General features: G+C 66.7%; 7 protein-coding genes. 6 read left to right on the forward strand and 1 reads right to left on the reverse strand.

The annotated features are described in order from the left end of the window. Positions 1-400 precede the first annotated feature (400 nt). From K7W41_RS11050 to K7W41_RS11060, 3 genes are all read left to right on the forward strand, one after another. Entirely contained in the window at positions 401-1,237 is an 837-nt protein-coding gene (locus tag K7W41_RS11050; protein ID WP_224608112.1) for a 3-hydroxyacyl-CoA dehydrogenase family protein, read from the forward strand. 51 nt (positions 1,238-1,288) lie between these two features. Beyond that, positions 1,289-2,119, forward strand: a complete 831-nt coding sequence (locus tag K7W41_RS11055) for a hypothetical protein (RefSeq protein WP_224608115.1) — start codon at positions 1,289-1,291, stop codon at positions 2,117-2,119. A gap of 120 nt (positions 2,120-2,239) precedes the next feature. Beyond that, entirely contained in the window at positions 2,240-2,869 is a 630-nt protein-coding gene (locus K7W41_RS11060; RefSeq protein WP_224608118.1) for an MBL fold metallo-hydrolase, read from the forward strand. A 117-nt stretch (positions 2,870-2,986) separates the two neighbouring features. On the opposite strand, the gene K7W41_RS11065 is transcribed toward K7W41_RS11060, so the two are convergent. Beyond that, entirely contained in the window at positions 2,987-4,168 is a 1,182-nt protein-coding gene (locus tag K7W41_RS11065; protein ID WP_224608121.1) for a BMP family ABC transporter substrate-binding protein, read from the reverse strand. 160 nt (positions 4,169-4,328) lie between these two features. Between K7W41_RS11065 and msrP the strand changes: the two genes are divergently transcribed. The 3 genes from msrP to K7W41_RS11080 form a co-directional block, all read left to right on the forward strand. Beyond that, positions 4,329-5,336, forward strand: coding sequence for a protein-methionine-sulfoxide reductase catalytic subunit MsrP (gene msrP, locus K7W41_RS11070; protein WP_224608124.1), 1,008 nt, complete (start codon positions 4,329-4,331; stop codon positions 5,334-5,336). A gap of 29 nt (positions 5,337-5,365) precedes the next feature. After that, positions 5,366-5,965, forward strand: a complete 600-nt coding sequence (locus tag K7W41_RS11075) for a protein-methionine-sulfoxide reductase heme-binding subunit MsrQ (protein WP_224608127.1) — start codon at positions 5,366-5,368, stop codon at positions 5,963-5,965. A 213-nt stretch (positions 5,966-6,178) separates the two neighbouring features. Then, a partial coding sequence (locus K7W41_RS11080) for an IS5 family transposase (protein WP_224608138.1) occupies positions 6,179-6,834 on the forward strand: 656 nt, incomplete at its 3' end.

A 6,834-nucleotide genomic window follows, 5' to 3' on the forward strand; every position in this document is an offset into this window, starting at 1 on the left:
GCGGGCCATTCACCCTCGGCGGCAGAGCTGCCTGTGCTGGTCCGCTTCGTGCACGCTGCGACGGGACGATGGGTCAGTGCAGCCCAGATAGGACGCTGTTTCAAGGCCGCGCAGCAGAAGCCGGCCGGGGCACGCTCGGCCACTCTGGTCGAGTTGAATCACGCGGGCGTGGTTTGCGTCACAGGTGGCCCCCACAGTCCTTTTAAACTCGCGGCTTTCCAGGGGTCTCCCCACTAAGTACCTCGCCCCTCCCCCATGCCAACGTTTCAGAACAGCGCAGAAACGTTTCCATTCTCGGGGCGAGGCCCCTTTTTCGCTTCTCGCTCTGCGACGCAGCTGTTCCAGCCCGCTCGGTTGACCTAAACATCAACAGCGAGCTACTTAGCAAGGATGTGAATCTATGAAATTTGGAGTTATCGGCGCCGGTCAGATGGGCGGCGGCATCGCGCAGGTCGCGGCGCAAAGTGGTTTTACCGTGGTCGTGCAGGACGTCAAGCAGGAGTTTCTGGCGCGTGGGCAGGCCGTCATGGAAAAGAGCCTTGCCAAGTTGCACGAGAAGGGCCGCCTGCAAGGCACCCCCGCCGAGGTGATGGGCCGCATCCAATTCACCACCGATCTGCAGGCCTTTGCTGACTGCGATCTGGTCGTGGAAGCCATCGTGGAAAACGAGGCGGTCAAGGCCGAGCTGTTCCGGCAACTGGGGCAGATCGTCAAGCCGGACGGCATCCTGGCCAGCAACACCAGCTCCATTCCGATCACCAGCCTCGCCACCGCCTCCGGCCGGCCCGAGCGCTTTATCGGCATGCACTTCATGAATCCAGTGCCGCTGATGCAACTGGTGGAAGTCATTCGCGGGTATCAGACCAGCGACGATACCGCGCGCATCGTTACCGAAACAGCCGAGAAGATGGGCAAAACACCGCTGTCGTGCAACGACTTCCCGGGATTCGTCTCCAACCGCATCCTGATGCCCATGCTCAACGAGGCCATTCAGTGCGTGATGGAAGGCGTGGCCGAGCCCGAAGCGATTGACGGCATCATGAAGCTGGGCATGAACCACCCGATGGGTCCGTTGACCCTGGCGGACTTCATTGGCCTGGACACCTGTCTGGCGATCATGGAAGTGCTGCATAAGGGCCTGGGCGACGACAAGTACCGCCCCAGCCCGCTGCTGCGCAAGATGGTGCAGGCGGGGCTGCTGGGCCGCAAGAGCGGGCAGGGTTTCTACACGTACTGACCGCGCGTCTGTACCGTGGCGTGGCCCCTGCCTGTGTTAGAACAGGGGCCGATGAAGCGAATGAAGTGGATGATGGCGGCGGCGCTGGGTGCCCTGGGTCTTTCCGGGGCCGCGGGCGCCGCCGATGTGCGCCTGGGCCTGAACAGCAGCCTGGGCCTGGGCTGCCAGGTCGTGGGCGTGCGCGCCGGGGTGCAGGAGGGCCGTCTGGGCGTGCATGCGCAGGGCGCGTACTGCCTGAGTGGCGTGCAGGGGCAGTCGGGCGGGGTGGCCGTGGGCGCCGCCGTGTCCTTTGACCTGTTTCGCAGCGGCGGCCTGACCACCTACGCGCTGGCCGGCGCCGACCTGCTCAACGGCAACGCCGCCCTGCACGCGGGGCTGGGCCTGCGCTACGGCATTCCCCTGATTCCGGTGGAAGGCTACGTGGAAGCGGGCGTGCAGCGCGTAAGCACCGTGCTGCAGCCCATTGTGGGGCCCCGGCTGGCGCTGGGCGTGAACTACAAGGTGAACGTGGCGAACCTGCAGGGCACCCTGCCCGCCAGGGGGGCCGCCCTGGGTGAAAACACCCCCGCACCCGCCCCGGCTGAGTGCAAAGTGACCCCTGAGCAGGACGCCGCGGCGGCGCGGGCCACCGCCCAGTCCGCCGCTGAATCTGCGCTCTCGGCCGCCGCCAGCGCCTACTCGGCAGGATTTTCGAGCTTCTCCTTCAAGGTCAGCACCTCCAACGCCGTGATCAGCGGCAACAGCGCGCAGGTGAGCGGCAGCGTCACCATTACCCTGGTGCCGCGCGGCTCCAGCACCCCCGTGGTGGACACCTACAGCGGCATCGTCACGCTGGTCCGCGAGGACTGCGGCTGGGTGGCCACGGGCTACCGCCAGAACTGAAGCCAGCAGAACGTCTGTGACAGCAGCCCTGGGTCTCCCTGGGGCTGCTTCTGGCGTCCCGGCCTGGGGCCAGTCAGGACAGCGGCCTCCTGCCCCTCTTCCCATGGCATCATTCGGCGCGTGACGGTGAGGGTCGAGCGGCTGTACGCCAATATTTTTTTGCTGAGCACCCCCGGGGGCCGCCTGATGGTGGACAGCGGCGCGCTGCCGTATGCGCCGGTGTTTGCCCGCCTGCTGCGTACCTTTGCCCCCGACGCCCTGCTGCTCACCCACGCGCATGTGGACCACGCCGGGGGCGCCTTCGTGGCCGCCCGCGCCGGGGTGCTGCTGCTGGCCCACCCGCTGGAACATCCCGCCCTGACAGGGCAAGTGCACGACCTGCCGTACCCCGCCCGCCGCCCGGAACTGGGCCCGCTGATCTCCCGGCTGCACCCCAAGGTGCCGGCCCGGGCCCTGCGCTCGGTCCTGCCGGGTCAGGACCTGCTGGGCTGGGAGGTGGTGCATCTGCCCGGCCACACCCCGGGGCAGATCGGCGTGCAGCGGGACGGGGTCCTGATCGCCGCCGACGCGGTGGTGGGCGCCCCCGACGGTGCCCACCTGCCCCGCGCGGCCTACAACCATGACCATGCCCAGGCCCGGGCGACGCTGGCACGCATGGCCGACATGGACCTGCGCGAAATCTGGCCGGGCCACGGCGGGCCGCTCACGCCGGCGCAGGTGCGCGCCCGGGCGGAGAGGGTTGATGGTTGAAGGGCAATAGTTGATGGAAAAAGGAAGGGCGGCGGTGGGGAATGCTCCCTCCCGCCGCCCTCCTTTGGGTGGGCCGGGCCTTACCGGCCCCACCATCACCCGTCAACCATCACCCATTCACTTCTTGGGTTCGTCGGCCACCTGTCCCACCACGCCGGGGGCCACCCAGGCCATGTTGTTCAGGTCGGCGACCGACATCACCTTGCCGGCGGGCACGCGCAGAATGCCGTTGCGGTCTTTCAGCGGGCCGGTGAAGGGGTCAAACTTGCCGCCCTTTTCCATCTCGGTCTTGAGCGCCATGACGCGGTCATAGACGCTGGTTTTCTTGCCGTTCACGGTCATGGTCTTGGCTTTCAGGGCGCCCACCCACTTGGGGTTAATGGCCATGCCGTCCTGCGCGCCCAGTTCCACGCTGCCGCCCTTCAGCAGGTTCCAGTAATCCACCTTCTGCAGGTTCTTGTTGGTGTAGGTGCCATTGCGCACCTTGGTCAGGAAATCAATGTAGATCTTTTCCCAGTGCACCAGCTGGCCGCTCACCACGTAATCGGGGGCGAACTTGTACATGGGTGAGTAGTGGGCGAAGCTGGGAATCTTGCGGCTGGCGGCGGTTTGCACCACAGTCGCGGTGTCCTCGGTAAAGGCCAGGGCGCCGGCCCCTTCGCTGATCAGGGCCTCGGCGGCCTCGCGGGCCTTGTTGGGGTCAAACCACGCGTTGATCCACTTGACGCTGACCGTGGCCTTGGGGTTCACGGCGCGCGCCCCCAGCGCAAAGGCGCTGATGTGGCGCTTGAGTTCGGGCACCGGGAAGGCGCCCACGTAGCCCAGCTTGTCGCTCTTGCTGACCGCCGCCGCCATCATGCCGTTGAGGTAGTAGATCTGGTAGAAGTCCGCCATGTAGGTGGCCAGGTTTGGCAGCCGCTTAAAGCCGCTGGCATGGGCAAAAATGACGTTGGGGTACTTCTTGGCGGCGTCGTAGGTCTGGTCCATGAAGCCAAAGGACGTGGTGAAGATCACCTGGCACTTGTCGCGCACCAGCCGGTCAATCACCGGCGCGGCCTGGCCCTCGGGCACACTTTCCACGTACTTGGTCTCCAGCCAGGGCAGGGCCTTTTCGGTCTTTTTGCGCGCCTCGTCGTGGGCGTAGCTCCAGCCGATGTCACCCACCGGGCCCACATAGATAAAGCAGGCCTTGAGTTTGGCCCCTTGCTGGGCCTGGGCAGCGGGGCTGGCGGCGGTGGTCAGCGCCGTGGCCACCAGGGCCAGGCTGAGGGGTGCGGCGGCGAGCAGCAGTTTGTTCATGGAAAGACCTCCGAAAAGGGGGACGAGCGCGGCCAGCGCCCTGGGCCTTTATTGTGCCTTCATTTGATGGCTGGGGGGGCGCCCTGTCTGGTGCCCCACCCGACAGTGCAGTGAACCGAACGCGGCCAAGCTGTGTACATCTGTGTACAAAGGAGGCCCCATGACCGAGCCGCAGACCCCCCCCGACCACCAGACGCCGACCGAGGAGCAGGAGCGCCGCCTGCTGGCGCCGGGCAATCCCCTCAACCCCCGGCGCGAGTTTCTGCGCAGCGCCGCGCTGTTTACCGTGACCGCCGGGGCCCTGGGCGGCGGCCTGGAACTGCTGACCCGCCGCCCCGGGGCCGGCAGCGCCGAGGCGCAGGCCGCCGACCCCTTCGCCCGCCCAGCCCGCCCCCTGGGCCCCTACGACACCGCCGAGGCCGTGACGCCCTACCGGCAGGCCACCACCTACAACAATTTCTACGAACTGGGCACCGACAAGGCCGACCCCGCGCGGCTGGCCGGCAGCCTGAAACCCCGGCCCTGGACCGTGCGGATTGACGGCGAGGTGCGTAAGCCCCAGACCGTGGATATCGACACCCTGCAGTCGTGGTTTCCGCTGGAAGACCGCATCTACCGCATGCGTTGCGTGGAAGGCTGGAGCATGGTTATGCCCTGGCTGGGCTTTCCACTGGCCGCGCTGATCCGGCGCCTGGAGCCCACGAGCAAGGCCAAATATGTGCAGTTCACGGCGCTGCTGGACCCCAAGCAGCTGCCGGGCCAGCGCCAGCCGGTCCTGGACTGGCCCTATGTGGAAGGGCTGCGGCTGGACGAGGCGCTGCACCCGCTGGCCTTCATGGCCGTGGGCCTGCACGGGCGGGTGCTGCCAGGACAGAACGGCGCGCCGCTGCGGCTGGCGGTGCCGTGGAAATACGGTTTTAAAAGCATCAAGAGCATCGTGCGCATTACCCTGACTGAAAAGCAGCCGCAAACCACCTGGGCCCTGGCGGCGCCGCGTGAATACGGCTTTTATGCCAACGTGAACCCGGCGGTGCCGCACCCGCGCTGGAGTCAGGCCACCGAGCGGCGCATTGGCGAGCTGGGGCGGCGCAAGACGCTGCTCTTTAACGGCTACGCCGATCAGGTGGCGGGGCTCTACAAGGGCATGGACCTGCGGAGATTCTTCTGACGCGCCGCCGTGCGCCGCTGCGGTGGCTGGTGCCGGCGGTGGTGACGGGCGGCCTGCTGCCTGCCGCCGTGCTGGTGCTGGACGCCCTGAGCGGCGCCCTGGGGGCCAACCCCATTCAGCGTGCCACGCAGCAGACGGGCCTGCTGGCGCTGGTGCTGCTGCTGCTGTCGCTGGCCTGCACGCCGCTGCGGCGCTGGACCGGCTGGACGTGGCCTGCGCGCGTGCGCAAGAGCCTGGGGCTGCTGGCTTTTGGCTACGCCGCCCTGCACTTCCTGATCTACCTGTTTGACCACGGCTTTGCCCCCGTCCAGATGACCGAGGACGTGCTGGAGCGGCCCTTTATCACGGTGGGCTTTACGGCCCTGCTGCTGCTGGTGCCCCTGGCCCTGACCAGCACCCCGCGCGCGGTGCGGCGCCTGGGCTTTGCGCGCTGGACGGGGTTGCACCGGCTGGTGTACGTCTCGGTGTGGCTGGCCACGCTGCACTACTACTGGGGCGTGAAAAAGGACCATACGCCCCCCCTGATGGCGGCGGCGGTGCTGGCACTCCTGTTTCTGGCGCGCTGGTGGCGGCCCCGGCAGCGCGCGGCCCGGCCCCTCCCAACAGATCGCGGGTCGGCGTCGCCTTGAGGGGCGGGTCCAGTGCGGGGCGGAGAGTGAAGGGCGCAAGCAGCGGCACCCGGGGGCCGACTTGCGGCGCGAGGCTGGTCCAGTCCGCCGCCCTCCACTCACAAGAAGCGGGGCGGGTCCGGCCCTGCCGCGCAACTTGGCCGGCTAGGGCGTGTCGGCCAAGACTGGCTATGAGCTTCAGGCCAGTAGGCTTGGCCGCTGTGCCGCGAAGAAATTACTGACGAACAATGGCAGCAACTCGCCCCCCTCCTCCCTCCACAGGCCGGCTTTGGAAGGCCATATCTTGACCACCGGCCCATCGTCAGCGGGATCATCTGGCTGCTGCGAACGGGTGCGCCATGGCGCGATGTTCCTGAGCGGTTCGGCAAGTGGACGACGATCCACAGCCGGTTCCGTCGCTGGAATGCCAAGGGCATTTGGCAGAACATCTTTGATGAGCTCTTACGACAGGCTGACCTGAAAGGTCAGCTCGACCGGTCCAAACACTTCGTGGACGGCACCGTGATCCGAGCCCATCAATGCGCTGCAGGGGCACGAGGAGGCCAGCAAAGCGAAGCTCTCGGACGATCACGCGGCGGGTTCGGAACCAAAATTCACTTGCGAGCCGAAGGCAACGGGTTGCCCATCGCCTTTGTGTTGAGTGGTGGAGAACGACACGAGGCGAAGTTCCTGCAACCGCTGCTTGAGATCGGCGCCGTGGATCGACCTGGACGTCCGAGACCCAGAATCCGACCCCACCGGCTGGTAGGCGACAAAGGGTACAGCTATCCCAGCATTCGCAAGTACCTGCATGCGCGAGGCATCCGAATTACCATTCCCAGGCGTAAAGACCAAGGGTCCGATATCTGCCTTGATCTCGCTGTGTACAA

The organism is Deinococcus multiflagellatus, from assembly GCF_020166415.1.
In the GTDB taxonomy this organism is placed as follows: domain Bacteria; phylum Deinococcota; class Deinococci; order Deinococcales; family Deinococcaceae; genus Deinococcus; species Deinococcus multiflagellatus.